Source organism: Sodalis sp. RH14 (genome assembly GCF_047324285.1).
GTDB lineage: Bacteria > Pseudomonadota > Gammaproteobacteria > Enterobacterales > Enterobacteriaceae > Acerihabitans.
Genome location: NZ_CP178739.1, coordinates 2,892,602 through 2,918,398, shown reverse-complemented (window position 1 = coordinate 2,918,398; position 25,797 = coordinate 2,892,602). Strand labels below are relative to the sequence as shown.

Below are 25,797 nucleotides of genomic sequence, written 5' to 3'. Positions count from 1 at the left end.
CACCGCACACCGGGCGTACGACGGCGGTCCCCCGCCCATACCCGCTGAAATCATCTCTGTGCCGCCGGCGACGGGCCGTTAATGCCGCCGGTGGACTCGGAGGCCTTATTGCGTCGACAGCGCGCTGTCGCCCGCACCAGCGCCATTTTGAGTGATGCTGGCGACAGGCGCGGCCTTAACCGGTGCTTTAGCGCTTTGTACCGCCGGCGCGTCGGATGGCAGGCTGGTTTGCGCCTCACCGCTGGAAATCAGCACCGGCATGCCGGAACGGCGCGCGATGGCCTCGTCGGCCACGGCGCGGTCGGTAGCGCCATCGGCGAGGAATTTCTTCACCTTGGCGCTGTAGGCGATGCGCATCGTCTGCGGATCGTCGCGATCGTTGCGCGACAGCGGCTGATGGACCTCAATATACCGTTTGCCATCCGGTTCCTGGGCCACCTTGATCGCATCGTTGACCACCTGTACCCGGGTTCCCACCGGCACCGTGTCGAATAAGGCCTGGATATCATCGGGCCGCAGCCGCATGCACCCCGAGCTGACGCGCATGCCGATACCAAAATTGGCATTGGTGCCATGGATGAGATAGACCCCTTTGCCGGCCGCCAGGCGCAGGGCGAACAGCCCCATGGGATTGTCCGGCCCCGCCGGCACGACGGCCGGCAGGGTGATGCCCTGCTCTTCCAGGTAATGCTTGCGGATATTGGGCGTCGGCGTCCAGGTAGGATTGGCGATTTTCTGGGTAATGGTGGTGGTCATCACCGGCGTGGTGCGTCCCAACTGGCCGATGCCAATCGGATAAACGATCACCTTGTTTTCGTCTTTTGGATAATAATAAAGCCGCAGCTCGGCCAGGTTGATGACAATGCCTTTGCGCGGGGTGTCCGGCAGCAGCATTTGCGTCGGTATGGTCAGGACCGACCCGGCCTGGGGCAGATAAGGGTCCGTGCCCGGATTGGCCTCCAGCATGGCAAGCAGGCCGATTTTGTGCGCCGCGGCGATGGCTTCCAGCGAACCGCCGTCATTGGCGACGGTGGCGGTAATATTTTCCCCGATTAAACGGCTGTTTTCCGCCGGCAGGGCATATTCGGTGGCGCCGGCGGAGGAGCTCCCCAGCAGAAGTCCCCCGGCGAGGCTGGTAACGAAAGCGAAGCATTTAAGGGTCCGCGCATAGTTCATATTGATTTCCCGCATTGTTTTTATCGTAAGCCGAAGACCCTGTTCCGTTGTCGCGGCGGCGACAGTCCGGGGTCCGGCTCCACGTTTAACAGCCAAACCTCGCGCTCGCTATCAGATAACGCTGATAATGTGAGTTTAGCAAAGGAACAAAATGATGGCGGGTTAAGCGCAGCGGCAAGCACACCTTTCGCCCGGGTGTTATCTGGGCGGCAGGCAATGCGGTGTTGCGGGCGGGGATGGGCGTGATCGCGCAGAAGGCGCCCCCTCAGGCGCGCGATTCTGGCTCACAAGAAGACGGCGGCAATGGGTATTACAGGTTGGCAGCCTTGGCCCTGATGCTGCGCACCATGGCTTCCAGGCCCTGCGAGCGGGACGGCGTCAAATGCTGGCCGAGCGCCAGTTCGTTAAAAAATGGCCGCACGTCCAGCGCCACGACCTGCTGCGGCGTCAATCCCTGGTAAAGAATAAACACCGTGGCGATCAGGCCTTTGACAATGGCCGCGTCGCTGTCGCCCAGCAGCCGGACATTGCCCCGGTCGTCGGTGGCGATAACAATCCATACCTGGCTCTGGCAGCCGGCGATAAGGTTTGCGGCGCTGCGCGCGCCCTCGGGGAGCGGCGGCAACTGAGCGCCCAGCTCGATGATATACATGTACTTCTCTTCCCAGTTGCCGCAGCGGGAAAAGTTACGCAGCAGTTTCTCTTTGTCCGGCAAATTTGCCATCAACGGTTCTCCCTGGCTATCAGTATTAACCCAGCAATTGACGCACGCGGATCAAACCGGCCACCAGCCTGTCGATATCTTCCCGGGTGGTATAGAGCGCCAGCGAGGCGCGGCACATGCTAGGCACCTGATAATACGCCATCAGCGGCATTGCGCAATGGTGCCCGGTACGGATGGCGATCCCATACTGATCGAGGAAACTGCCCACGTCGTAGGCATGATGCTTGCCCAGATTAAAGGCGATCACCCCGGCCCGGTCGGCGGGACCGTACAGGATCAGATCCGGCACCTGCGTCAGCGCCTCAAGCGCGTAGCGCATCAGTTCCCGCTCGTAGACGTGGATATTCTCGATGCCCAGGCTCTCCACATAGCTCAGCGCCGCGCCCAGCCCCATCATCCCGCCGGTATTGGGGGAGCCCGCCTCAAAGCGCCACGGCGCTTCCAGAAAGGTGGTGCCTTCGCTCAGGCTGACGGTGCGAATCATCGAACCGCCCCCTTCCCATGGCGGCATCAGGTCCAGCAGCTGTTTTTTGCCATACAGTATGCCGATGCCGGTGGGACCGTAGATCTTATGGCCGGAAAAGACGTAGAAATCGCAGCCCAGCGCCTGCACATCCACTTTCTGGTGCATAATGCCCTGGGCGCCGTCCACCAGCACCACCAGATCGGCGGCGGCGGCCCGCGCCCGGGCGATCAGGCGCTCAAGCGGGTTCACCGTGCCCAACACGTTGGAAACCTGGGTGATCGCCAGCAGCCGGGTACGGTCGTCCACCAGCGCATCCAGGCGCGATTCGTCCAGCGTGCCGTCGGGCAGCAGCGGCAATACCCGGATTTCCACCTGTTTTTCCCCGGCGATAATCTGCCAGGGAACGATATTGGAATGATGCTCCATCTCGGTGATGACGAGGTTGTCGCCGGGCTTGAAAAAATGGCGTCCGTAGCTGTTGGCCACCAGGTTGATGCCTTCGGTGGTGCCTTTGACAAAAATGACTTCATCCGTCGAGGCCGCGTTGATAAAACGCGCGGCCTGGGCGCGGACATCTTCCATCCGGCCGGTGGCTTCGGCGCTCAGGGTGTGGATGCCGCGATGCACGGCGGCGTATCCCTGGCGGTAATAGTCACTTTCGGCATCGATGACGACACTGGGTTTCTGGGCGCTGGCGGCGCTGTCGAGATAGGTTAGCGGTTGTCCGTTAACCTGCCGCGCCAAAATCGGGAAATCCGACCGTACACGTTCAATGGGATACGACATTTATTCCCCCCTGCAATGAATCGGCAATACGCGTCAAGACCGTTTCCCGCACCGTCTGGTTATCAATTGCCTCGGTAATGGCGGCGGCGAAGGCATGGATAATCATTTTTTCCGCATCCTCCCGTTTAATGCCCCGGGATCGCAGGTAGAACATCTGCTCTTCGTCGATGCGCCCCACGGTGGCGCCGTGGCTGCATTTCACGTCGTCGGCATAAATTTCCAGCTGCGGTTTGGTATCCACCTCGGCGAGGCGATCCATCAGCAGATTGTTATTGGTCATCTGGCCGTCGGTCTTGATGGCGTGTTTGGCCACTTTGATCAGGCCGTTAAAGACCCCTTTGCCACGCTCGCGCGCGATGATCTTATGGAGCTGGCGGCTCAGGCAATAGCCTTTATTATGTTCAAGATAGGTACGGGTATCCGCCACGTCGTTGCCTGACGGCAACAGCAGGCTGTTGATAGCCAGATCGGCGCCTTCGCCGTCGAGGCGGGCGCTGGTCTGGTGGCGGGCCAACCCCGCCCCCAGCAGGAAGCTGCTGCTGCGCACCACCGCGTCGCGGCCGATATGGATATCGTTATGGGCGAAGTGGTAGCTCACACGGTTTTCAAACGCCAGCTTGATATGCGCCAACCGGGCATTATCGCCTACCGCCAGCGTCAACCGCGACCCGGTGAAATGGGCCAGGGTTTCGTCGACGCTTGCGAAATGCTCGATAATCTGTCCCTGCGCGCCGCCGCCCACATCGATATGGTGGCGATAGTGCAGCGTATTCAATTCTTCCGGGTTCGACCCGCCACTGCTCAGGTGCAGCAGATACAGCGGTTTTTCGGCCGTTTTACCCGCCGGAAGGCGAATGCGCGTGGTTTCGCAACTCAGGCTCTCGGTCAGGTGCAGGAAGATTTCCGGCTGGATGGGCGCCGGCAACGGCAGGCGTTCGGCGCCCTGCTCGACTGTCACCTGCCAGAAGCCGGTGTCGCTATCGCTCAGATGCGGCGCAAAACGGCCGTTGACGAACACCAGGCGCACGGCATCCAGATCCAGACTCAGCCGGTCGCGCTCATCCAGGCTAAGGCGTTTGCCCGCCGCAAAGGCGAATCGGTGCGCTAACAGGCCGTCCAGCGGCGTGTATTTCCAGTGTTCGTGTTTACGCGTCGGCAGGCCGAGGCGCTCGACGCTTTGCCAGTGTTCATAAGCCTGGGCGGAGCGGCTCAGGCTCTGCCCTTCGAACAGATGGTGCCATTGTTGCAACGCCTGGGCATTATTGTTGTTCGGTAAGCCAGCCATAGCCTTGCTCCTCAAGCTGTTTCACCAGGGAAAAATCGCCGGATTTTACGATGCGGCCCTGGTAAAGCACGTGCACGTGATCCGGTTTTATATAATCCAGAATACGTTGGTAATGGGTGACGATAATAAAAGAGCGCTGTTCATTGCGCAGCGTATTAACGCCGTGCGCCACCACTTTCAGCGCATCGATATCCAGCCCGGAATCGGTCTCGTCCAGGATGCACAGGTCCGGCTCCAGCGCCGCCATTTGCAGAATATCGTTACGTTTTTTTTCACCGCCGGAAAAGCCGACGTTTACCGATCGGGTCAGCAGATCGGGGGGCATTTTCAACAAGGCGATTTTTTCTTCGATAAAATCGGCAAAATCAAAGCGGTCCAGGGGTTCTTGCTGCCGGTATTTACGCACCGCGTTCACCGCGGTCTGCAAAAAGAACTGATTGCTGACGCCGGGAATCTCCACCGGATACTGGAAGGCCATGAAAATACCTTCGCCCGCCCGCTCTTCCGGCTCCAGCGCCAGCAGATCCTTGCCTTTGAACAGCACTTCGCCGTCGGTGACCTGATAGTCATCCCGCCCGGCAAGCGTGGCCGACAAGGTACTTTTGCCGGACCCGTTAGGTCCCATGATCGCATGCACCTCGCCGGGCCTGACTTCCAGGTTCACTCCCTTGAGGATGACGTTATCTTCCACACTGACGTTTAAATTGCGAACTGTTAACATATTTTTTCCTTTACCCGACTTTCGGTGCGCCCGTACGGGCAGCACATGCTGGTGCGCAGTCGGCAACTAAAAAGCGGGATTAGCCCACGCTGTGTTCCAGGCTGATAGCCAAAAGTTTTTGCGCCTCGACGGCGAATTCCAGCGGCAGTTCCGAGAACACATCCTTACAGAACCCGTTTACGATCATCGAGATGGCGTCATCCTCGCTGATCCCGCGCTGGCGGCAATAAAACAGCTGATCTTCACCGATGCGCGAGGTCGTCGCCTCATGTTCCAACTGGGCGGTATTGTTGCGCACTTCCACATAAGGGAAGGTGTGCGCACCGCAGTCCGCGCCGATCAGCATCGAGTCGCATTGCGTGAAATTACGCGCATTGGTGGCGCTGGGCATGATTTTCACCAGCCCGCGGTAAGTGTTCTCGCTTTTCCCCGCCGAGATACCCTTGGAAATAATGGTCGAACGGGTGTTCTTGCCGATATGGATCATCTTGGTGCCGGTATCGGCCTGCTGGCGTCCATTGGTCAGGGCCACCGAGAAGAACTCGCCCACCGAATTGTCGCCGCGCAGAATAACGCTGGGGTACTTCCAGGTAATGGCCGAACCGGTTTCCGACTGCGTCCATGACATCTTGGAGTTTTCGCCGGCGCACAGCGCCCGCTTGGTAACGAAGTTCAGGATGCCGCCTTCGGATTCGCTGCCGGCGAACCAGTTCTGCACCGTGGAATATTTCACCTCGGCGTTTTTGTGGGCGATAACTTCCACCACCGCGGCGTGCAGCTGATAGCTGTCGCGCACCGGCGCCGAGCAGCCTTCGATATAACTGACGTAACTGTCTTCGTCGGCAATCAGGATGGTGCGCTCGAACTGCCCGGTTTTCGCGGCGTTAATGCGAAAGTAGGTGGACAGCTCCATCGGGCAACGCACGCCTTTGGGGATGTAGACAAAGGTGCCGTCGGAAGCCACGGCGGAATTCAGGGCCGCGAAAAAGTTATCGTTGGGCGGCACCACGCTGCCCAGGTACTGCCGCACCAGATCCGGATGTTCATGGATGGCTTCGCCAAACGAACAGAAGATAATGCCTTCCTTCGCCAGCTTGTCGCGATACGTGGTCGATACCGACACCGAGTCGAAAATGGCGTCGACCGCTACCTCGGCGCCTTCACGCACCGGTACGCCCAGTTGGTTGAACGCTTTTTCCACTTCATCGGTCAGGTAATTCTTGGCCGCGTCCTGGCCTGGCTGCTGCATGGCGCCGGGCTGGGAACCGCAGTTGTCGTCGCAGCTGCCGCAGGAAGGGGCGGAATAATAGCTGTAATCGTTATAATCCAGTTTTTTATAATGCGCTTTCAACCAGTGCGGCTCTTCCATTTCCAGCCAGGCGCGGTAGGCATTAAGGCGAAACTCCAGCATCCATTCCGGTTCATTACGTTTAGCCGAGATTGCCCGCACCACGTCTTCACTGATGCCATGTGCCAGCTCGTCGGTGACCAGTTGGGTAAAAAAGCCTTCTTTATAACGTTCGCTTTTTATCCAGGGCTGCGCGGCGTCAATCGCCTCGGGAGTTTCAATAGTGCTTCGTGCCATAATGGTTCATCGCTCAAAGGCCAAAACTTTCGCCACACCCGCAGGCATGTTGAGCTTTGGGATTGTTGAATTTAAATACGTGATTCAGGCCTTCCTGCACGAAGTCCACTTCCGTGCCGTCGATAAAAGGCATGGCTTTCAGCGGGACAAAAAGCCGCGCGCCGTCACGCTCATAAACCAGTTCGCTTTCTTCGGCCGCAGCGGTCGCCACGTCCATCACATAACCGAAACCGGCGCAGCCGGATTGTTTCACGCCAAGCCGTAACCCTTGCATGGCGGAATTTTGTTCCATCAGATGACGGATTTGCCTGGCGGCGCTGGCGCTGAGGGTCAGGCCTTGCCAGATGTTTTCTTCCAGTGAAAACGTTTCAACCGTGTCCATTTGCATAAAACTTACCTCTCAATGTTTCAAGACGATAAACAGCAATCTCTCTATGTTAGTGATATGAATATTCACTGCAACCTTGCACTTTGCATGGGAATAGCTAAAAACGGCGGTTAAAACAGGCATTAAGTTAATTATAGTCGCTATATTACTGCCCGGCCCGCCGCACCCTCGGCAGGCTGTTTTTATAATCCACTGAAATAAAAGGCATTTTATCTCGAATACCCCTATTAAAAATACCAGAACTTTTCGGCGCGCGAATATAAAAATAATCATCGAAAAAAACTATTTTTACGAGAGGTTTAAACAAAAATATCATTACCGCGTCAGGTTAGCGCAATTGTTACCCATTTTTTAATAGCCCAGCGCCGGTGGACGCGCCTCTATTTGCTGAAAACAGCGCCGCCCCAATTGATAATGATAACCATCTCGATTTTAATTAGCATTAATTGCGCATAGGTATTCATAATAATGCAATTTTGACGCCTAAAAAGGCCGGCCCCGCGCAACGATAATCGGGTTTACCATACCCCTGCGCAAGGGTAGCGGCACAAGCAATACGTGCGGTACGTCACACGCGGCAGCATCGTTCCATTCACATTTATTATACAATTATATCACAGTTAGAACCAGATATCGCCGGCGCTGTCGATCCGACGCAGGCGGGTTAACCCGCGATATTTTTTTACATCATTTCGCGCGCCTCCCGGCATGGCGGGCGGTATGCTAAGACTCACGTTTTTTTCCGGAATAGTCCTTTATGCCCTCCCCAGCCGTTTCTCCCCCGGTCCTGTCCTCGCCGCAGCTGAACCGGCGGATATTTCCCATTATCTTTTTCACCTTTATCTGCTACCTGACCATCGGCATACCGCTGGCGATCATTCCCGGATTTACCCATAACACCCTGGGCTACAATCAGGTGATCGCGGGTTTTGCCATCAGCATCCAATATGCGGCGACCCTGCTCAGCCGCCCTTACGCCGGGCGTTACGCCGACCTGCTGGGGCCAAAAAAAGGGGTGCTGCTCGGACTGGGATGTTGCAGCCTGAGCGGGGTGTTTTGCCTGCTGGCCAGTGGGTCCGAGAGCCTGCCGTGGGCCAGCCTCGGCCTGCTGTTCGCCGGGCGCCTGATATTGGGCGTGGGCGAAAGTTTCGCCAGTACCGGCGCCATCTTATGGGGTATTGCCAGCGTCGGACAGCGCCATACCGCCCGGGTGATATCCTGGAACGGCGTCGCCACCTATGGCGCCATCGCCATTGGCGCGCCGCTGGGCGTGTGGCTAAACGCCATCGGCGGCCTGGGCGTCATCGGCGCGTTTATCCTGGTCGCCGCCCTGCTCGCCTGGGTACTGGCGCTGCGTAAAACCCCGGTGGCGATTGTTCCCGGTAAACGCATCGCCTTTGGCATCGTGGTCGGCAAGATCTGGCTTTATGGCGTGGGACTGGGATTGGGTACCCTGGGGTTTGGCGTCATCGTCAGTTTTATCACGCTTTATTACGCCGAATATGCCTGGGACGGCGCCGCCTTCGCGCTGACCCTGATGAGCGGCGCTTTTGTCGGCGTGCGCCTGGTGCTCGGCAACGCCATCCATAAGTACGGCGGGCTGAACGTCGCGCTGGCGTCGTTTACCGCCGAGGCGCTGGGACTCTTGTTGATATGGGCGGCCCCCGGCCCGGTGCTGGCGGGTCTGGGCGCCCTGCTGACCGGCGCCGGCTTTTCGCTGGTCTTCCCGGCCCTGGGCGTGGAAGCGGTCAAACAGGTCGCGCCGCAAAACCAGGGCACCGCCCTCGGCACCTTCTCGGCCTTTCTGGACCTTGGGCTCAGCCTGGCCGGACCGGCGGCGGGACTGGTGATGTCGCACCTGGGCATGTCGAGCATTTATCTGTGCGCGGCGGCGATGGCCGCCCTGGCCGCGGTATTGATGCTCAGGCTGAAAACGCGGGTTAGCCCCGGGCAACCGGGTTAGGCAACTCTTCCCCGGCCCTGAGCACCACCGTGGTCAGGCGGGAAATACAGTTAAGCCTGCCGCGGCCATCGGATATCAGGATCTCCCATACCTGATGCGTTTTCCCCAGATGAATGGCCCGGCACACGGCGCGCACCTGGCCGTCGGTAACCGGGCGCAGGTGGTTGGCGTTGATATCCAGGCCCACCACGATGTCCTCGCCCTGCGTGCACAGATAGCCGGCCACCGATCCCAGGGTTTCGGCTAACGCCACCGAGGCGCCGCCGTGCAGCAGGCCGTACGGCTGGCGGGTGCGCTCGTCCACCGGCATCACCGCCTCCAGTTCATCCGCGCCAATACGGGTGAAGACGATGCCCAGATGCGCGGCCAGGGTGCCCGCGCTTTTCTGGTTAAGCGCGTCCAGGGACGCGGGACGTTTCCAAATCATCAGATAATCTCCAGCAAGGCTTGCAGGGGGTGGCGGATGCCTTCCCCTTCGATACGTTTCACCTGGCTGCGACACGAATAGCCGGTCGCCAGGCAGCGGGCGCGCGGCAAGCGCTGCAAGGCCTGCTGCCAGGACATGGCGTAGATGCCCAGTGAATTATCCAGGTTGGCGCTTTCATGGCCATAGGTGCCGGCCATGCCGCAGCATCCGACGCCGACGGTTTCAAGACTGGCGCCGTAACGGGCAAAAATAGCGGACCACTGCTGACCGCTGACCGGCAGCTCGGTGGATTCGGTGCAATGGCCGAATAAATACCACCCCTGCGGGGGCTGAGTAACCGGCTGCGCGCCGCCGGCATCAGGTCGGCCAGCGGGTACCGGTAACCCGGCGGTATCTTGTGACGTTGTCACTGATACCGGCGGCGGCAGCGTCATCAGCCATTCATGTACCAGCTGTACCTGGAAGTCTCCGCGCCGGTCGCCGAGGATCTCGCGATACTCATCCCGGTAACACAGCACCAGCGCGGGATCCACGCCCACCATGGGCAGCCCCAGGCGCGCGGTGCGGTTAAGGAAATCGGCGGTTCTGGCGGCGGTTTTGGCGAAGCGCTGTAAAAAACCCTTGATATGCTGGGCCTTGCCGTTGGGTGAGAACGGCAGCAATACCGGAATCCCGCCCAGTTTTTCCACCAGACGGACAAAATCCGCCACCACGGCGGCATCGTAATAGCTGGTAAAGGGATCCTGTACAATCAGGACATGGCCCCGGCGCTGCGCGGCCGTCATCGCCTCCAGCTGTTCCAGGGTGATGCCGGCGGCGCGATGCCCCATAAGACGTGTGCGCAGCGAGGGCGTCGACAGCAGGGGTAAATCCACCATGCCGATGCGCGTCCGGCTCAGTTCGCGCAGCCAGGGCTGCTGCAGGAAAAAGTTAAATAGCCTGGGCGCGCGTGCCATCAGCGGCGCGTAGCTTTCGACGCCGGCCACCAGGTGATCGCGCGCCGGACGGAGATAACGGCTGTGATACAGCTGGAGAAAACGGGAACGGAAACCCGGCACATCGATTTTAATCGGGCATTGCGTCGAGCAGGCTTTGCAGGCCAGGCAACCGGCCATCGCCGCCTTGACCTCATGGGAAAAATCATACTCGCCCTGTTTCGCCCGCCGGCTGTTGCGCACCCTGCCGGCCAAATCGCGCAGCGTGGCGATACCGCTGGGCAGGTTTTTTTCCAGCAGCAGCGGGTCGACCCCCTGCACGGCCAGCAGCCTGAGCCATTCCCTGACCAGCGTGGCGCGGCCTTTTGGCGAGTGGATACGGTCGCCGGTGATTTTCATGGACGGGCACATCGGGCTGCGCGCGTCGAAATTGAAACACAGGCCATTGCCGTTGCATTCCAGCGCGCCGCGAAATGACCCGCGCACCGCCACCGGGATCTGCCGGTCGTAGGTGCCGCGTTTGACGGCGTCGATGTGTTTCATCGGCGCGTCGCTGTCCACCGGCGCGCATATCTTGCCGGGATTGAGGCGGTTGCCGGGGTCGAAAGCCGATTTTATACACCGTAGCTCATGATAGAGCGTCGCGCCGAAAAACGCCGGGCTGTACTCGGCGCGAAACCCCTTGCCATGCTCCCCCCACAGCAGGCCGCCATATTTTGCCGTCAGTTGTACTATGCGATCCGACAACTGTTTCATTAATATTTCCTGGGCGGGATCGCACATATCCAGCGCCGGACGAACGTGCAACACGCCGGCATCCACATGGCCGAACATGCCGTAACTGAGGTGATGTTCGTCCAGCAGTTGGCGGAACTCGGCGATATAATCGGCCAGATGCTCGGGCGGAACGCAGGTATCCTCGGCGAAAGGTATGGGTTTGGCCGCGCCCTTGCTATTGCCCAGCAGGCCCACCGCCTTTTTGCGCATGGCGTAGATGCGTTCGATATCGGCCAACCGATCGCAGATCTGGTAGCCGATGACACCGCCGCCGCCTTCAGCCATCAGCCGATCAAGGCCCTGGCATAACGCCGCCACCCTGGCGGCGACAAGGGACGCGTCGTCACCGGCGAACTCAACGATATTCAGTCCCAGCATCTCCCGCGCTGGCACATCCCGGATCAGCTCGCGGACTGAATGCCAGACAATATCCTCGCGGGCCAGGTTCAGTACCGTCGAGTCCACCGTTTCCACCGACAACGCATGGGCCTGCAGCATAAACGGCGCGTTGCGCAAGGCGGAGTTGAATGAATCATATTTTACATTCACCAAGCGGCGCACCTTCGGCAAAGGCGTAATATCCAGCCGCGCTTCGGTGATGAAGGCGAGCGTTCCCTCCGAACCGGTCAGGATGCGCGTCAGGTCAAACGTTTGCAGGTCGTCGCTGTAGACATGGCGCAAATCGTAACCCGTCAGGAAGCGATTTAACTTGGGAAATGAGTCCAGGATCAGCTGGCGCCGCTCGCGGCAGCGATCCAGCACCGTGCGGTAAATCCGCCCTGCCGCGCCCGCTTCCCCGGCTATCTTTTCCGCCTGCGCGGTAGGCATGGCGCAGGTATCCAGCACTTCGCCCGCCATCAGCACCGCGCGCAGGCCCAGGACATGATCGGACGTTTTGCCGTACACCAGCGACCCCTGGCCCGACGCGTCGGTATTGATCATGCCGCCAAGCGTGGCGCGATTACTGGTGGACAGCTCGGGGGCAAAAAAATAGCCCAGCGGGCGCAGATATTCATTGAGCTGATCCTTGATGACACCCGCCTCGACCCTGACCCATCCCTGTTCGGGATTAACTTCGAGGATATGGTTCATATGTCGCGACATATCCACCACTACGCCGCTATTAAGCGCCTGGCCATTGGTGCCGGTGCCGCCGCCGCGCGGGGTAAAGGCCAACGAGGCAAAACGCGGCTCCCGCGCCAGCCGGCTGATTAACAGCACATCATCGGTTGAACGCGGAAACAGCACGGCGTCGGGCAACAACTGGTAAATACTGTTATCGGTCGCCATGGTCAGGCGATCGGCGTAGGACGTGGCGCTGTCGCCGGTAAAGCCGCTGCGTTGCAATTGGGCAATAAACTCGAGAACCGGTTGGGCAATTCCCGGCGCCTGGGAGATCTGTGGGATCATTAACTCTGAGCCTGCTTTTCAAGTGTAAAGGGGGCCGGCATAAGGATTTTTATGAAGGTCCGACCCGATTGTTTTATCATATTTTTTTTGGACGCGCGCGTGGACGGAGAAATTTTTTGCCCCAGGCGATGATACCCCGGCGCTGCCGGCAACGCCGGTTGGCCCTGGCGGGCGTTAAAATTGTTGTTATGGCCTGTTAAAAAACGGGGAAATAACGCATCATTAAGACTATTGCTGAACAACGGATCCCCTTTCTCCGATCGTTGCCTTACCCTATTTACCCGCTGTTTATTGAGGTGAAAACTTTTTCATGGATTACCCGCGTCAACTGCTTGATCTGCCAAGGATGCTCTTTAGCGTAACTTTTATCGCGCTGATGACATTAGCCTGTTTCTGGGTGGTGCAGCCTTTTATCCTGGGTTTTGCCTGGGCCAGCATGGTGGTCATCGCCACCTGGCCGCTACTGATCAAAATCCAGGCGTTATTATGGGGACGCCGTTCGCTGGCGGTGCTCGTCATGACCCTGTTGCTGGTATTGTTGTTCGTCCTGCCGCTGTCCGTGCTTATCAGCAGCGTCATTGACAACAGCGCGCCGCTGGTGGCGTGGGCGACCGAGCCAAACCGGCTCACCCTGCCGGCGCTGCACTGGCTGCGCGATGTGCCGCTGGTCGGCCATAAGCTTTATTCCGGCTGGCAGGCGACGATTTCCGGTGGCGGCGGCCCGCTGGTGGCCAAGATACAGCCTTACATCGGCCAGTCGGCGACCTGGCTGTTGTCGCAGGTGGCGCAGGTGGGCAGTTTTCTTATCCATTGCGCCCTGATGCTGCTGTTCAGCGTACTGCTGTACATCCGTGGTGAACGGGTGGCTCTGGCGGTGCGCCATTTTGCCATCCGCCTGGGCGCCGAACGCGGCGACGCCTCGGTCCTGCTGGCTGCGCAAGCCATCCGGGCGGTGGCGCTGGGCGTGGTATTGACCGCCATCGTGCAAGCGGTATTGGGCGGCATCGGGCTGGCGGTATCCGGCATCCCCTTCGCCACCATTCTGACCATCATCATGTTTATCACCTGCATAGCTCAGTTGGGTCCGCTGCCCATCCTGATCCCAGCCATGATCTGGCTGTACTGGAGCGGCGATACCACCTGGGGCACGGTGCTGCTGGTATGGAGCTGCGTGGTCGCCACGCTCGACAATATTCTCCGGCCGATCTTTATCCGCATGGGCGCGGATTTACCGATCCTGCTGGTGCTGTGCGGCGTTATCGGCGGCCTGCTGGCGTTCGGGATGATTGGCCTGTTTATCGGGCCGGTGGTGCTGGCGGTATCTTACCGGCTGATCTTTGCCTGGGTGCACGAGGCGCCTTCGCCGAGTGAAATGCACGACCCCGAGAAACACCTCAGTGATTTGTCGGAATTCTAAGCTTAAATTTAATTCGCCAATATAATTTTTCCAGATGAGATAAAACTCATCTGGAAATTAATATACCAACATCATTAATTGTTAGCTTCTTTAACTTTTAATTTACTTATTCGGAGGATTCTTAATGACTCCGCCTCATGTAATTAATATTATTAGCACATCAATTAACTCAACTCACTGATTTTACATCAAGGTTTCCCCTGAGTTAAACGAATTGCTGTGTGTAGTCTTTGCCCGTCTCATAGGATGGGCTTTTTTTTCGCCTTTTTCCCCGCGCAGATAAATCATTGCCTTGGATATTGTTGCCATAAAAGGTGAGCTATAAATCTTTGGCTAAAACAAAAAAGCCGGGGGCGTCCCCGGCTTTTTTTTTCGGTGTTTTTCAGCGAACGGAATATCAGAGTTCGGCCAGGCTTAGCCAGGTCTTTACCACGGTATCCGGATTCAGGGACAAGCTGTCGATACCCTGCTCCATCAGCCAGGCGGCGAAATCTTCATGATCCGAGGGACCCTGCCCGCAGATACCGACGTATTTACCTTGCCCCTTGGCCGCTTTGATAGCCATCGACAGCAGGGCTTTTACCGCCTCGTCCCGCTCGTCGAACAATTCGGAGACTAATCCTGAGTCGCGGTCCAGGCCCAGCGCCAACTGCGTCATATCATTCGACCCGATGGAAAATCCGTCAAAGTGTTGCAGGAACTGATCCGCCAGCAGGGCGTTGGAGGGAATTTCGCACATCATGATGATTTTCAGCCCCTGCTCGCCGCGTTTCAATCCCTGGCGCGCCAGCTCATCCACCACCGCCTTGCCCTGGGCGACGGTACGCACGAACGGCACCATGATTTCCACGTTGGTCAGTCCCATGTCGTTGCGCACGCGTTTAATGGCGTCGCACTCCAGCGCAAAACAGGCTTTGAAATTCTCGGAAACGTAACGGCCCGCGCCGCGAAAGCCCAGCATCGGGTTTTCCTCGTCGGGTTCGTAGCGCTCGCCCCCCACCAGGTTGGCGTATTCATTGGATTTGAAGTCGGACAGGCGCACGATCACCCGTTTCGGCCAGAATGCCGCGGCAAGCGTGGAAACGCCTTCGGTAAGGCGGGCAATGTAGTATTCCTTGGGGCTGTCATAGCCCTGGATCAAATCGTTGATTTCCTGTTTCAGCTTCGGCGTCTGATCATCGAACTCCAGCAGCGCGCGGGGATGGACCCCAATCATACGATTGATGATAAACTCCAGTCGCGCCAGGCCCACACCGTCGTTGGGCAGCCCGGCAAAATCAAATGCCCGGTCGGGATTGCCGACGTTCATCATGATCTTCAGCGGCAGCGCCGGCATCTTATCGATGGCGGAACTGTTAACGGCGAAATCCAGCCGTTCCTGGTAGACGTAACCGGTATCGCCCTCGGCGCAGGAGACGGTAACCTCCAGGCCCTCGGCAAGGCGCTCGGTGGCGTCGCCGCAGCCCACCACCGCCGGGATGCCCAGTTCACGGGCGATGATCGCCGCATGGCACGTGCGCCCGCCGCGATTGGTCACGATGGCGGAGGCTTTTTTCATGATCGGTTCCCAATCCGGGTCGGTCATGTCGGTGACCAGCACATCCCCGGCCGCGACCCGATCCATTTCGCTGATATCATGAATCACCTTAACCGGACCGGCGCCGATGCGATGACCGATGGCCCGCCCTTCAATCAGCACCTCGCCGCGGGATTTAAGCTGGTAGCGCTCCATCACCTGGCCGCGCGAGCGTACGGTTTCAGGCCGCGCCTGGACAATAAACAACTGGCCGGTATGGCCGTCCTTGGCCCATTCGATATCCATCGGCCGCTGGTAATGCTGTTCGATTTGCAGCGCCTGACGCGCCAGATCCTGCACTTCCTCATCGGTAAGGGCGAAACGGCGACGCTCGCGTTCGGGAACATCCTCGATGCGCACCTGTTTACTGTGTTCCTGGCTATCGGCATACACCATGCGGATTTTTTTCGAGCCGATATTGCGCCGGACAATCGCCGGTTTGCCCGCCGCCAGCGTGGGTTTATGCACATAGAATTCATCGGGATTGACCGCGCCCTGCACCACCATTTCACCCAGGCCGTAGGCGGCGGTAATAAACACCACCTGGTCAAAACCGGATTCGGTATCGATGGTAAACATCACGCCGGCCGCCGCCAGATCGGAGCGGACCATGCGCTGTACCCCGGCAGAAAGCGCCACGCCGCGGTGGTCGTAGCCCTGGTGTACCCGGTAGGAAATGGCGCGATCGTTGAACAGCGAGGCGTAGACGTGCTTGATGGCCGTCATGACGGCATCAATGCCCTGGACATTGAGAAAGGTTTCCTGCTGGCCGGCGAACGAGGCGTCGGGCATATCCTCGGCGGTGGCGGAGGAACGCACCGCAAACGACGCCTCGTCGTCATCCGCCGACAGCTGCCCGTACGCGGCGCTGATGGCGTTTGCGAGTTCCGGCTGGAAAGGGGTATCGATAATCCATTGCCGAATCTGCTTCCCGGCCTGGGACAATGCGCCGATATCGTCGATATCAGTATGATCCAACAGATCATAGATACGCTGGTTGATGCCGCTCTGATTGAGAAAATCATTAAACGCTTTGGCCGTGGTGGCGAAACCGTTCGGCACGGAAACCCCCAGGGCGGATAAATGGGTAATCATTTCCCCCAGAGAAGCATTCTTACCACCAACGCGGTCTACGTCATGCATTCCGAGCTGGTTGTACCATAATACGCTATCTGAATCATTGTCAGTCTGAGACATCTGATCATCCTTTTATAACTTATAATGAAATAGGGTATTGCTAGTGATAATGCCGGGTGTTAACGATTATTTGACAGAGCGTAGCATAAACTTTATTGCATCTGCCTAGGATGAATCGTGCCAGCGCCAAAAATCAGAGTTTGCCGCAATGGATTTATCGATAAAAACACCCTTAAAGCAACATGCGTACAACATCAGGAGAACATCATGGAACGCAGCGTATTCTTTATTTCCGACGGCACGGCCATTACCGCTGAAGTGGTCGGCCACGCGGTGCTGTCCCAATTTCCCGTCTCCACCACCAGCTATACCCTGCCGTTTGTGGAAACCGAGACCCGGGCCATGGCGGTGAGCGAGCAGATCAATGCGCTCTATAAACAGAGCGGCGTGCGTCCCCTGGTGTTTTATTCCATCGTATCGCCGGTTATCCGCACCATTGTGGAAAACAGCGCCGGATTTTGCCAGGACGTGGTCCAGGCGCTGGTGGCGCCGCTACAGCAGGAACTGGGATTGGCACCGGATCCGGTGGCGCATCGCACCCATGGGCTGACCGCCACCAACCTGACCAAATACGATGCCCGCATCGCCGCCATCGATTACACCTTGGCCCATGATGACGGCATCTCGCTGCGCAACCTGGATCAGGCGCAGATTATCCTGCTGGGCGTGTCGCGCTGCGGCAAAACCCCCACCAGCATTTACCTCGCCATGCAGTACGGTATCCGCGCCGCCAATTATCCCTTTATCGCCGACGACATGGATAACCTGCGCCTGCCGGCGGCGCTGAAACCCTACCATGATAAACTGTTCGGCCTGACCATCGATCCGGAGCGTCTGGCGGCCATTCGCGATGAACGCATGAACAACAGCCAGTACGCCTCGCTGCGCCAGTGCCGGCTGGAAGTTAACGAAGTCCAGTCGCTGTTTCGCAACCATCAGATCCCTTTTCTCAACTCCACCAATCATTCAGTAGAGGAAATGGCGACCAAAATAATGGATTTACTGGGCTTGAACCGGCGCATGTACTAATGCAAATTGCATTATTTTTTTTGAATTCATCTGCTTTTGGTTTATTGTGATCGGCATCACTTCCCGGTATTTCCACCGTTGCGAAGAAGCCATTTTAGAGATTGTCCATGTTTAACACAGATGAATTGCGCACCAGGCGCATTGGTCGTCTTATTGAGCCGGCGAAGCTTGCCGAACTTTTGCCTCTCAACCCGCAGATAACGGATCATGTCAACGGCGCACGCCGGCGCATTGAAAATATCCTTCACGGCAACGATCCGCGCCTGCTGGTGGTGGTGGGCCCCTGCTCCATCCATGATACCGACGCCGCCATCGATTATGCGCGCCAGTTGAATACCCTGCGCGTTCGCTACCAGGATCGCCTGGAGATCGTTATGCGCGCCTATTTTGAAAAACCGCGCACAGTGGTCGGATGGAAAGGCATGATTTCCGATCCTGGCCTGGACGGCAGCTATCGTGTCAATGACGGGCTGGCAGCCGCGCGCCGCCTGCTGCTGGCGCTGAATGAAATGGGGATGCCCACCGCCACGGAATTTCTTGATATGGTGATCGGCCAGTATATTGCCGATTTAATCAGCTGGGGCGCCATCGGCGCCCGCACCACTGAAAGCCAGATCCACCGGGAAATGGCGTCGGCGCTGTCATGCCCGGTCGGGTTTAAAAACGGTACCGACGGCAACACACAAATCGCCGTTGACGCCATTCGCGCCGCCCGCGCTTCCCATATGTTCCTGTCGCCGGATAAGCAGGGCCAAATGACCATTTACCAAACGTCCGGCAATCCCTACGGCCATATCATCATGCGCGGCGGGCGCACGCCTAATTACCACGCCGCGGATGTGCAGCAGGCCTGCGCCCATTTGCAGGAGTTCGGGCTACCGCCGCATTTGCTGGTGGATTTCAGCCATGGCAACAGCCAGAAGCAGTATCGCCGCCAGCTGGACGTGGCCGAATCGGTATGCGCGCAGATACGCGGCGGCTCACGGCGGGTGGCGGGCGTGATGGCCGAAAGTTTCCTGGTGGAAGGCAGCCAGGCCCTGCTACCCGGCCAGGCGTTGACCTATGGCCAATCCATTACCGACGGCTGCCTGGGCTGGGAAGATACCGAAAGACTGCTGGCCATGCTGGCCAACGCGGTGGATACCCGCTTTTGAGCGCATGGACCCCGTCAAAATAGCGCCGAGCTTAGTTAACGCGCCAAGGCCGCCTGAAGGCGGCTTTTTAGATAATAATCCCCACAAAAAACGACGGCAATAAAATCTCATTTTTTGTTAAACCGCCACAAAGTATTAAGTTTTGATTCACCCGCGCAGTGATATGATAAACCCATGCTGGCAAATATTAACATCATTGCACCCGCACGATATATCATTCACCGATCACGACCATAATCTTGCCCGCATAATAACCCCATTAATCATTGTCAATCATAATGAATAAGGAAGAATTCATGCCTAACATGACAAATGCAATAGATATTAACTCTCATGGCAATATGCGGTGCATCGATCAAAAATTGATGACACATAGTTCAAGACATCCTTATACCGAAGCGGTTATGAATGTCAAAAATATTTACTTAGAAGATAAAATCAATAAAACTGAAATAAATGGACACAGCACTGCCCGATATGGTGATGCACAAGTAGAAAAGAACCATGAGAAAAATATCGACTATTTATTTTGTTGCGTCAATGAACTCCGAAATAACCTGGATTGTTTATTGCGCCCCGGCAATACAAAATATATCGCAATTGAATTAATGGGGAACAAAAAATCCATACCCGCAAAAAACATCTCATTGCCCAGCGGCAGGTCAATTTATGCTGGGTATGTTGAGGAAAGATTAATTGTATCGGACGGCAGCAATTATCATATCGAACACTCCTGGCACACACCATTAACCTGGAAAGCAACTTTTGCCAATTTGCTTGCTCACCTTACCTACGCAAGCGGTTGGTCGAACGCAAAGGACCGGCCCGGCTGGATGCATAAAGCGTTTAACTGGCTTGGCAGCATGGGCGACCCGTTAATTTTCCCACAGGCCGACGGCAAGCCGTTAGTCCCTACCAATTTCACTTCCGGTAATGTTATTTACGCCGCGCAGGCTGATTTTTCGGCGCAGTTAGGCCCGGCAGACACGATTTCACGCGAGGAAAAAGACATTGAGACCACCACCTTATCACCGCCGGTCAAGCAGGCCTTGTCTTCTTCATCTGGGACCGATAAGGCAGTGAAGACCGCCGTTATTCCCAGTCAGTTAATATTTATTATCGATAGCCATGAGTTCAAAATTGCACCCGCGAATCTGGAAGCCGAGGCTCAGCTGCAAAGCCTTATACATTATTTTTTTCAGCAAAACGCAGCGCAGGTGGACAATCCCCTGACCATGCTACTTGAATTTGACGCGTATATCGGCCGCGAAATGGCGATTATGTTTCATCAGGGTTTATATCTTAAAGAAAAAAACAACTCGCTTAATATTATTATTTTCAAGATGATTTCCGAAAACATTATTTCCACCATGAACATATTGGCGTTAAAAGGCTCACCCACTGCCGATGACATCGCCAAATATTCTGAAGATCAAATAAGAATTGGCGATTACATTACTGATTTAGAACAAAGAGTGCTGGATGCCACTCGGCGTGTTGATACTAAAATCATCAAAGAGTTGGTGTCGCACATAAGAAATAAAGACTTCCCCACAGCCAAAAAGGAAATAATCGATAATATTAAGCAATCTACATTTGAGATGCGTGTTTATTACAAAAGATTACTGCATTATTTCATATTATTCACTCAGGCCCTTGATGAATACCGACACCAAATGACCCTGGACGATTTCCCTTCATTGGAAAAAGCTTTGTACATTAATTCCCAAGATATTTACAGTGCGTTGATTAGCGGCAACTCTGAACATTTGACAAACAGTTTAATAAAGCTAAAATTCCTTTATATCTTCGAATATACACGCTCCAATGGCATCAGTATATTTACATCAAATTTTATCGTACCGGGAGAAATATCAAACCTGTGGCATATTTTTGTTGAAGATGAAATTGAATTCGACAAAGAGGGGATGAATAAATTATTTGCCGAGGAATTAATAAGTTTCATTTATCAACACAAAACGTCGCACCTGCATTTCGATCAAGCTTTGGATTTAATCGAAATTTCCCGCCTAGATGAAATAAACACAAACGATAAAGGCAATTGGATGGAAAATAACATAAGCTATTTTTATCGTGCACAGGAAATATTATCAAATATTATCGAAGCTAACCAATTTGAAAAAGAAAAATTCCTTGAGAATATTTTTTGGTATAATGACTTCGTCAGCAGGCTTCACAATGACAAAACGCTATTCATTATGATGACATATTTAATTAATTTGCAAAAGCTATTTATTAATGAAGTGGTTAATTTTCGAAGCAACAAAAGACATATAGTTGCAACAACTCAGGAACAACGTATCGCAGCTGCAAAAATTGAAGCGGCACGCAATATATCCCTAAAGGAAACGCAAGAAAAAGATGATTATAGCTTAATACTGGAATATAATAATCTCGAATCAAACGGTCACTTAGAAGTTCTAACCAAGGCCGCGGTTGCCTGGTATATGTCACAACAAAATAATATCGATGATGGTTTTTTAAGCGCTATCAATGTACTCTATATACTCAAACACTTTATCTCGGCTCAACAGAAAATCTCACATGAGCATCACATTCGGCAGCAACAACCTTTCACCAGTGTTTTCCAGCTCAAACCTTCATCACAGATAGATTCGGCTGATGGATATTATAATCAATTCAGATACTACAAAATTCATGATTCTTTTTCTGAAGCACAAAAACTCACCATGATTGCCTTAAATAACTCAACTTTGAATTATTTAGATGTTATTTATCCACCAAAAGACATTATCTGCTTCAAGATATTTTCCCGCAATTACGTTACTAACCATTTATCCCCCTTTACAACGGTATATCTCCCTGCGGAAAATCTTGGCTATCTATCCATTGCAACATTACATAGCAACCGGCAGGTATTATTATCCACATTGAATGGTTTCCCATTCATCGCCGATATCGACACACCGGAAAAAACCGACATTATCCTTCAAATGAAATCATATTGGGCTAATTGCGATAGTATTTTTTCGTTACGCAATCGGCCTCAGTTTCCTATTAATGAAACGACACTTGCGTCGCTATTCCCCAAAATCGACGCCAATAGTAATAGACTAACGTCCATGGTTGAAATACTGCTGCGTCCTCCCGAGGAGGAATCAATCGACATCGCCGCGCCGGCATATGGGTTGGTTGCCGTAAAAGATAATGATATAAATTTAATCATCACACCTTATACACCTCAGCAACAGAATACATTCCAACCCTTAAGCATCAACCACTCTTTACTAACAAATTTTGACTATATGAATCAGGCAACATTGATATCCATTGCTGATGAGTTGAAAGAAAAGTTATATGAAGCCACTTGGTTGGAATACATTGCCGCTTTTATCCCATTTTTCACCACGCTTTGCCGTCACTGGCATGATGAAGAGCATGAAATAAAATTTGAAGACGTTATTTTTGATATTTATGATCTAATGTTGACATTAGCTTCTTTTACCGGCCAGTTTAAAAAAATATCTGAAAACACATTAAAACATGCCTTACATAAGGCCATCGAGCAGAAAATACGGCATGATCTTTTTAAAAAATTTGTCATCAACGAGTTAATCAACGCATCCCCGGAAATAGGGGTAAAGTTTACCAAAACCGCTCTAAATGAATTTTTTTCTTACTTTAACGTTATCCATCCTTCAGGTAAGGCTTTATCGGTCTTTGTAGATAATATGCAAGTTAACATTCTAGATTCAATAGCGATCGCTAATCGCGCCTTAAAATCCGATAGTGCGTTTAAAAAAAAACTCCGCCAACCTTGGAGAGCAAATGTAAGTGATAAGATATTAGAAACATTAAACACAGGAGTTGCCACAACAAATTCAACATCGGCTGAATTATTTTACGTCATCAATAATAATGACTACTTCCCGGTATTTTGGGATAAATATAACGGTGAATGGAGAATCATCAATTCACATGGCCCCAATTATAAAAACTTTGCTATTCCCGTTGCCCGCACCCATTCTGGCAACTGGGTTGCGAGCGCGGGGCAATTAGTGGACTTGAAATTTTCATCCTTCAGCATAAGTCCAATGAATCACAAGAAATTTGATAATAAAATAATCTTCATGGAGCCTATAAAAACAAGTAGCTATCAAAACATTTCAGATAATTATTTAATTGATTTCCATAAAAAAATATTACATTTTTATCTACAAAGGCATTATTACTCACAAAGGATAATTGGCGCCGAGATAGACATTAATGTTTTTCTGGATCACTCTTTTCATTTTTTTTCCATCAAGCAAGAAATACTGGCTTTACAAGAATTCAATGGATTTACTTATGATATAAAATCAAGCGAACTTGTGATAAAAACGTTAAGTGGCATTGATGATAGCAAAGTGCAATTCCGAGCAGTATGCGGCTGGCGCAGCAAGAACGACATGATGGCAGAAACATATTTCGCCTTGGCCATTAAGATAGGAGAGATGAAATACATCCTTGATTTAAATGAAATCCGTTCTATTTTTGGCTTCAATGACACAAGAGATGTTTTCACAGAAAACGAATGGGTCATGATGATGAATAACTCACCGTCTCCCTTTGAACTGATAAAATTTAAAGATTTTGAATTTATTGGTGATGCCAAATATTTTAATTATCGTGAGGCGACAGCACCGCACACTTATATAAAAAATGGGTTTTTACTAAAAGAGCCCTCTTGGTATAGATCATTAACTATAAAAACAAATACCAGTTTAAAGAACCTCAATGTTTTTCAAGAAACTATTGTTAATCCTGAAATTCATTTAGTAGCAAGAGTATTGCGAAATCATTTCGAAAGTTATAATTTTAATGAAGAATTTATTTTATATGTGTTACTAAAATCTGCAATAATTGATAATGCGGGCGCCGCAAGATTATTAAATTTAATCACCCAGGCCAAATCCAACAGGGTGATGAGTCTAGCCATTTTAAGTAATCAGCAAATAATACCCTCCACCTCCGCCTTATTAAAAATCAATAAAGGTAAACTGATTGCTGTTTTTAATTATCTCGATCAGCTTGAGCATTTATTGCTATGTTTGGGTAATGGACGTTTCATAGGTTTGGGCAATGATTTTTTTGGTTTTGCACCCCAGGCAAGAGCCACGTTAATTATCGCCGAGCAGATGGGTACCTTCATCCATGGTCTGTTAAAACCTCATCATGTAGAACAAACTTTTACAGTATTCGCCGGTGATGCGTTCGGCGCGAAAGACGATGCCCCGGTAATGCTGGACGATGTTCCCAGAGAGAAAATCCCTGAATATTTTATCGATGGCCGCATAAAAAAATATCGGGAACAACATATCCCCCGGGAACAGGTACTGTTGGGTAAAGATTGCCATATATCCCGCATTAACGGAGCTACGCCGCGTTTATCTATAAAATTGCGTGGCACACCTTTTATGGTTAATCATATGGACGTTGTCGAGTTTTCCGACATCCTTAAAGGACTGAAATATTTAGATGGTGAGAAATTTGATTTGCGTAGTATTACCAGCATCGAGTTGACATCCTGCTTCAGTGGCTATGGAAGCCGCTATTCTACCGCGCAGGCCCTGGCTAATGAACTGGGGATTAGGGTTTATACTGTGCCACCTTATATCAGTGATACTGTAAGGTTAAGAAGGCCTGAATGGTTTTATGACTATTATCCCGAAGAAGTTAGTATGAGCACGATGGGCACCCCCAGCGAACTGCCGCATTGGACTCACCACCAGGAATATATCAAAGTGCAAAATATGCAGCGCGCAATGCACGAAATTTTGTATGCCGTGCGCGACGTTATTCGCCGATTGGAATTCATACAACGCGGGCAAAACATTACAGATAGTCCCTTTCATGGTGTGTCCCAACACGTTCCTTTTATTTACATCGACATATTGCAGTTATTCTACCCACCTAACCCTCACCACCCTCTTATTGTAGGGGATATAATATTGCGTCCCGATTCTCTTAAATTGCTTAAAGAAATTATCGCGGATTATACTATTGTCGCCGGCAACGAGGTTTTCATTATCGAACAAGCCTTTATGGATATTATCCTATCAATTGATGAGTATAAATATTTATCCAATCAATTTAATACTACCTCTCTTCAAGACTAAGCGCTCGAGCACACTGTCTTAGCTCAAGCACAGAATCACTCAATGCCGGTCTCAGTCAGGCGGCGGCGCGGGAAAGTCGTTAAACGCCGGTCCGTCGTCAAACGGACGGCGCGGAGTCTGGTGTGGCCCGGCCAAATGTGGCGTTGTTTTGTTCGGCCCAGCTGATTATTTGCTGGGCCAGAGAGTGGCGCAGGATAAGGTGGCGATTTTAAGAGGTCACGCCCATGTCGTGCCGCTACCCAATAAATGCAGCGTCTCAAACGCCTGAAACCCGCGCCCTACGCAGCGGGGGGCTGCCATAGAGAAAGAAGAACCCTGTAATACCGGTGTCTGTGCCACGGCGCTAAGACGTTCAAGTGTCGAAAGACTGGCGGCATTTTTTTACTGGCGACGACGTCAAATCAACAGGCTAAATACGCCGCGCCCGCCTATCGGCTTTATGCCAGTTGACATTGCATATGTCGTCATAGCTGTCCGATGCATGGATAAGCATAGGCGAAAGACTATTTACCAAACGACGGGTAACCGTAGCGGCCATATCATCATACGCGGTGGCTACCTGGGCTGACAGTGAACAGCCACCTGAGCGGCTGGCCGGTGCGGTTGATTTGCGCAGCCGACGGCAAAAAGCAAGTTAAGCC

Annotated in this window: 15 protein-coding genes and 1 other RNA gene; 6 read left to right on the top strand and 10 right to left on the bottom strand. The window is 53.5% G+C overall.

Annotation, left to right across the window (positions count from 1 at the left end; translation table 11 throughout):
* Positions 1 to 105: 105 nt before the first annotated feature.
* The 7 genes from ACL2XQ_RS13305 to sufA form a co-directional block, all read right to left on the bottom strand.
* Positions 106 to 1,176 carry a L,D-transpeptidase family protein gene (locus tag ACL2XQ_RS13305; protein ID WP_413730412.1) on the bottom strand — a complete coding sequence of 357 codons (1,071 nt, stop codon included), beginning with the start codon at positions 1,174 to 1,176 and terminating at the stop codon, positions 106 to 108.
* Positions 1,177 to 1,486: 310 nt separating this feature from the next.
* Positions 1,487 to 1,900, bottom strand: coding sequence for a cysteine desulfuration protein SufE (gene sufE / locus ACL2XQ_RS13300; protein WP_410015016.1), 414 nt, complete (start codon positions 1,898 to 1,900; stop codon positions 1,487 to 1,489).
* 25 nt (positions 1,901 to 1,925) lie between these two features.
* Entirely contained in the window at positions 1,926 to 3,152 is a 1,227-nt protein-coding gene (gene sufS / locus ACL2XQ_RS13295) for a cysteine desulfurase SufS (RefSeq protein ID WP_413740477.1), read from the bottom strand.
* Positions 3,136 to 4,437: a Fe-S cluster assembly protein SufD gene (sufD, locus tag ACL2XQ_RS13290; protein ID WP_413722899.1), complete on the bottom strand. Its 1,302-nt coding sequence runs from the start codon at positions 4,435 to 4,437 to the stop codon at positions 3,136 to 3,138. Before sufD ends, sufS begins: the two co-directional genes overlap by 17 nt.
* Positions 4,412 to 5,158 (bottom strand): Fe-S cluster assembly ATPase SufC, encoded by a 747-nt coding sequence (gene sufC / locus ACL2XQ_RS13285; protein WP_410015013.1) that lies wholly within the window; start codon positions 5,156 to 5,158, stop codon positions 4,412 to 4,414. Before sufC ends, sufD begins: the two co-directional genes overlap by 26 nt.
* A 79-nt stretch (positions 5,159 to 5,237) precedes the next feature.
* Positions 5,238 to 6,743, bottom strand: a complete 1,506-nt coding sequence (gene sufB / locus ACL2XQ_RS13280; RefSeq protein WP_410015012.1) for a Fe-S cluster assembly protein SufB — start codon at positions 6,741 to 6,743, stop codon at positions 5,238 to 5,240.
* Between the two features lie 13 nt (positions 6,744 to 6,756).
* Positions 6,757 to 7,131, bottom strand: coding sequence for a Fe-S cluster assembly scaffold SufA (sufA, locus tag ACL2XQ_RS13275; RefSeq protein ID WP_410015011.1), 375 nt, complete (start codon positions 7,129 to 7,131; stop codon positions 6,757 to 6,759).
* Between the two features lie 757 nt (positions 7,132 to 7,888).
* On the opposite strand from sufA, the gene ACL2XQ_RS13270 reads away from it, so the two are divergent.
* Positions 7,889 to 9,094 carry an MFS transporter gene (locus ACL2XQ_RS13270; protein ID WP_413740476.1) on the top strand — a complete coding sequence of 402 codons (1,206 nt, stop codon included), beginning with the start codon at positions 7,889 to 7,891 and terminating at the stop codon, positions 9,092 to 9,094.
* Here the strand turns inward: ACL2XQ_RS13270 and ACL2XQ_RS13265 are convergent.
* Complete coding sequence (locus ACL2XQ_RS13265) at positions 9,072 to 9,521, bottom strand: hotdog fold thioesterase (protein ID WP_413722901.1); 450 nt, start codon at positions 9,519 to 9,521, stop codon at positions 9,072 to 9,074. The genes ACL2XQ_RS13270 and ACL2XQ_RS13265 overlap by 23 nt on opposite strands.
* A complete protein-coding gene (locus ACL2XQ_RS13260) occupies positions 9,521 to 12,643 on the bottom strand; it encodes an FAD-binding and (Fe-S)-binding domain-containing protein (RefSeq protein ID WP_413740475.1) in 3,123 nt (1,040 codons plus the stop codon). The genes ACL2XQ_RS13265 and ACL2XQ_RS13260 overlap by 1 nt, the downstream gene beginning before the upstream one ends.
* Before the next feature lie 310 nt (positions 12,644 to 12,953).
* Here ACL2XQ_RS13260 and ydiK point away from each other — a divergent pair, with 310 nt between their 5' ends.
* Positions 12,954 to 14,060, top strand: a complete 1,107-nt coding sequence (gene ydiK, locus ACL2XQ_RS13255) for an AI-2E family transporter YdiK (protein WP_410015007.1) — start codon at positions 12,954 to 12,956, stop codon at positions 14,058 to 14,060.
* A gap of 157 nt (positions 14,061 to 14,217) precedes the next feature.
* Positions 14,218 to 14,322, top strand: an RNA gene (gene rprA, locus ACL2XQ_RS13250) — antisense sRNA RprA.
* 135 nt (positions 14,323 to 14,457) lie between these two features.
* On the opposite strand, the gene ppsA is transcribed toward rprA, so the two are convergent.
* The gene (gene ppsA / locus ACL2XQ_RS13245) at positions 14,458 to 16,833 is read right to left on the bottom strand and encodes a phosphoenolpyruvate synthase (RefSeq protein ID WP_410015006.1); all 2,376 of its coding nucleotides are present in this window, start codon (positions 16,831 to 16,833) and stop codon (positions 14,458 to 14,460) included.
* A gap of 207 nt (positions 16,834 to 17,040) precedes the next feature.
* On the opposite strand from ppsA, the gene ACL2XQ_RS13240 reads away from it, so the two are divergent.
* From ACL2XQ_RS13240 to ACL2XQ_RS13230, 3 genes are all read left to right on the top strand, one after another.
* Positions 17,041 to 17,862, top strand: coding sequence for a pyruvate, water dikinase regulatory protein (locus tag ACL2XQ_RS13240; RefSeq protein WP_410015005.1), 822 nt, complete (start codon positions 17,041 to 17,043; stop codon positions 17,860 to 17,862).
* 107 nt (positions 17,863 to 17,969) lie between these two features.
* Complete coding sequence (locus ACL2XQ_RS13235; protein ID WP_413740474.1) at positions 17,970 to 19,016, top strand: 3-deoxy-7-phosphoheptulonate synthase; 1,047 nt, start codon at positions 17,970 to 17,972, stop codon at positions 19,014 to 19,016.
* A gap of 296 nt (positions 19,017 to 19,312) precedes the next feature.
* On the top strand, positions 19,313 to 25,156 hold the full coding sequence (locus ACL2XQ_RS13230; RefSeq protein ID WP_413740473.1) for a hypothetical protein: 5,844 nt from the start codon (positions 19,313 to 19,315) through the stop codon (positions 25,154 to 25,156).
* Positions 25,157 to 25,797: the final 641 nt, after the last annotated feature.

Bases quoted from the DNA above. Each gene is read 5' to 3' on its own strand.
- ACL2XQ_RS13305 (WP_413730412.1), bottom strand. From the start codon at position 1,176: ATGAACTATGCGCGGACCCTTAAATGCTTCGCTTTCGTTACCAGCCTC.
- sufE (WP_410015016.1), bottom strand. From the start codon at position 1,900: ATGGCAAATTTGCCGGACAAAGAGAAACTGCTGCGTAACTTTTCCCGC.
- sufS (WP_413740477.1), bottom strand. From the start codon at position 3,152: ATGTCGTATCCCATTGAACGTGTACGGTCGGATTTCCCGATTTTGGCG.
- sufD (WP_413722899.1), bottom strand. From the start codon at position 4,437: ATGGCTGGCTTACCGAACAACAATAATGCCCAGGCGTTGCAACAATGG.
- sufC (WP_410015013.1), bottom strand. From the start codon at position 5,158: ATGTTAACAGTTCGCAATTTAAACGTCAGTGTGGAAGATAACGTCATC.
- sufB (WP_410015012.1), bottom strand. From the start codon at position 6,743: ATGGCACGAAGCACTATTGAAACTCCCGAGGCGATTGACGCCGCGCAG.
- sufA (WP_410015011.1), bottom strand. From the start codon at position 7,131: ATGCAAATGGACACGGTTGAAACGTTTTCACTGGAAGAAAACATCTGG.
- ACL2XQ_RS13270 (WP_413740476.1), top strand. From the start codon at position 7,889: ATGCCCTCCCCAGCCGTTTCTCCCCCGGTCCTGTCCTCGCCGCAGCTG.
- ACL2XQ_RS13265 (WP_413722901.1), bottom strand. From the start codon at position 9,521: ATGATTTGGAAACGTCCCGCGTCCCTGGACGCGCTTAACCAGAAAAGC.
- ACL2XQ_RS13260 (WP_413740475.1), bottom strand. From the start codon at position 12,643: ATGATCCCACAGATCTCCCAGGCGCCGGGAATTGCCCAACCGGTTCTC.
- ydiK (WP_410015007.1), top strand. From the start codon at position 12,954: ATGGATTACCCGCGTCAACTGCTTGATCTGCCAAGGATGCTCTTTAGC.
- ppsA (WP_410015006.1), bottom strand. From the start codon at position 16,833: ATGTCTCAGACTGACAATGATTCAGATAGCGTATTATGGTACAACCAG.
- ACL2XQ_RS13240 (WP_410015005.1), top strand. From the start codon at position 17,041: ATGGAACGCAGCGTATTCTTTATTTCCGACGGCACGGCCATTACCGCT.
- ACL2XQ_RS13235 (WP_413740474.1), top strand. From the start codon at position 17,970: ATGTTTAACACAGATGAATTGCGCACCAGGCGCATTGGTCGTCTTATT.
- ACL2XQ_RS13230 (WP_413740473.1), top strand. From the start codon at position 19,313: ATGCCTAACATGACAAATGCAATAGATATTAACTCTCATGGCAATATG.